The 2,573-nt window shown below is 63.0% G+C and carries 2 protein-coding genes and 1 pseudogene; all 3 read right to left on the bottom strand.

What is annotated here, in order from left to right; all coding sequences use genetic code 11:
• Window positions 1–1,134: geranylgeranyl reductase family protein (locus QT222_RS02625; RefSeq protein ID WP_491476211.1), on the bottom strand; the 1,134-nt coding region annotated here is incomplete at its 3' end.
• 121 nt (window positions 1,135–1,255) lie between these two features.
• Entirely contained in the window at window positions 1,256–2,380 is a 1,125-nt protein-coding gene (locus QT222_RS02620; protein WP_491476210.1) for an ABC transporter permease, read from the bottom strand.
• Window positions 2,377–2,573: pseudogene (locus QT222_RS02615) on the bottom strand (ABC transporter permease); the annotation flags it as partial. The pseudogene QT222_RS02615 and the gene QT222_RS02620, both read right to left, overlap by 4 nt.

Genomic DNA, 2,573 nt, shown 5'->3' with positions numbered 1-2,573 from the left:
CGCTTGGGCGGGCTTTTCCCGGGGGAGGGAGGCGATAAGCCCCTTCAGGTCGTCCCCGCCGACGGCCGTCGAAAGGATGTTGTACACGTCGAGGCTGGCGTAGCGCCCGCCGAAGTGGTCCATGACGCGCTGGTTGTAGCGCCAGAGGATTTCCTCGCTCACGTCACCCGTTTCGAGTGCGATGATGGCCTGTTCGCCAGCGTACGAGCCAGCGTAGGCGGCCCCGGCGATGCCGCCGCCGGTCGTCGGGTTGACGTGGGCCGCGGCGTCGCCGACGGCCATATAGCCGGGCGCAGTCGCCGAGTCGTACGGACGCCGGGTCGGGAGCGCGGCACCGAGTTTGTCGATGACTTCCGCGCCCTCGAACTCGGAACGGGCACGAAGGTCCTTTTTCAGGTCGTCGACGAGCTTCATCGGTTCTTCCGTCATCTGGAAGCCGAGTCCGGCGTTGATTTCGGTCTCGGTCCGCGGGAAGTACCAGACGTAGCCCGCGGCGACGTCGGCCGGTTTGAACACGAGCGCGTCGGACCACTCGACTGGCTCTGGTACTTCGACGACTTCGCGGTAGGCAGACGAGAAGTGCTGGTACGAAACGTTCGTGTCGAACGTCGCGTCGGAGAAGTCGACTTTGTCCTGTAGGAGCGAAAGCGAACCCGCGCCGTCGATGACTATGTCGGCGTCAAACTCGACGACTTCGTCGTCGTACTTCGCCCGGATACCCGTGACGCGGCCGTCGTCGTCCTGTGTTACGTCCTGTACGACGGTGTCGTAGTGGAACTCAGCGCCCGCTTCGTCGGCACCCTCGATGATGAGCCGGCCGTACTCCCAGCGGTCGACGACTGCAAGTTCGCCGGGGACGGGAATGTCGAGAACAGTGTCCTCTTGTGGAATCTCGAACCGGCCGTGGTCGACATCCGTGTTCGTGAACGCGGGTTCGATTTTCGACTTCGGAATCACGTCGGGGAACGCATCTGCACCCTTCAGGGCGTCACCGCAGGCGATGTGTCCTGCTTCCTCTGCGGACTTTCGCTCGACGATTGCCACGTCGTAGCCCGCTCGTGCGATAGTCGCGGCGGCGTAGCAGCCAGAGGTTCCTGCGCCGACGACCACCACCTCGTACTCGTGTGTGGACATGGTATCACCTCCATATCGCGGGCTGAAAACTCTTTACTCCCGCACCGGTCGTTCGCACGACGATAGAGCGACCGCTGCGGAGTCAACACCAAAAAACGAGTGATTTCGAAAGTACAGACGCCTATCGGTTGTCTTCACCGCTGTCGTAGTGCTCGCCTGCCGCGGACGGGATATACGTGCGACCGACGAATGCGAGGATGACGATGACCGTGATATACGGAATCGTCTGGATGAGCGAGTCGGGGAGCGTGTACCCCTGTACCTGCTGGAGACGAATCTGGACGGCGTCCAGCCCCGCAAAGAGGAACGACGCGCCGAACGCGCCGAGCGGGTTGTAGTTCCCGAAGAGGTACGCGACGATGGCGATGAACCCCTTGCCGTTGACCATCGTCTGGTTGGTGCCGATGAACTGGCCGAGACCGAGCGACAGCGCCGAGCCGCCGATACCGGAGAGGAACCCGGAGAGGAGCGCACCCGCGTAGCGGACGCGACTCACGTCGACACCGACGGTATCGAGCGCCTTCGGGTTCTCACCGGACGCGCGGATGTGGCGGCCGAACGCCGTCCGATTCAGGATGAACCACGACGCGGGAACCGCGACGAGCATCATGTACACCGCTGGTCCGGCGCTGAAGAGCGCGCCGAAGAACGGGATTTCGGAGAGCACGGAAATGGTCCACGTTCCGAGCGACGTTCCGAGGTTTTCGGTGTTGACGCCGCCGTAGTAGACGGTCGAAACGAACGGCGCGAGTCCGAGCGCGATGAGCCAGACGGCGAGACCGGCGATGATTTGGTCCGCCTTGTAGCGGATGCAGACCACGGCGAAAATCGCGGAGAACAGCACCGACACGAGGATGCCCGCGAAGAAGCCAATCCAGATGGCGGTGAGTCTGACGCCGACGACGGGGACGGTGAAGATGACGGTCCCCGGACCGATGACAGCCGTCGTGATAACCGCCGTAAACGCCGAGATGATGAGCAGCCCTTCCAGTCCGATGTTGATGACGCCGGATTTCTCGGCGAAGATACCGCCGAGCGCGGCGAACGTGATTGGTACCGAAAGCCGAAGCGCCGACGAGAGGGTACTGCGGCTCGTGACGATGCCGAGGAGGCTCGCCCAGATGCTGCTCGGGAAGAGCAGTCCGAGCAGGGCGATGAGCAAGAAGGCACCCACTGCACCGCCGACGAGCGTCGTTCTGTAGGACAGTTCCGTGTCGCGGAGTTGGTCGATTGTGGATGTGCTCATTCGTCGTCACCTCCAGAAAGGTGTTCGCCGCCGTCCGTGGCCACGGCCTCCCGGTCCCGCTTGGGCGTGATGGAAGTGCCAATCATACGGAAGAACTCGGGCATGGCGACGAACAGGATGATGAGGCCGCGAAGGACGCCGACGAGTTGTTTCGGGACTCCCGTCTGGAACTGGACTGCGAGCGACCCGGACT

Source organism: Haloferax sp. s1, from assembly GCF_058382125.1.
Note: the sequence above shows the minus strand (reverse complement) of the source record. Positions and strands in the feature narration are given on the sequence as shown.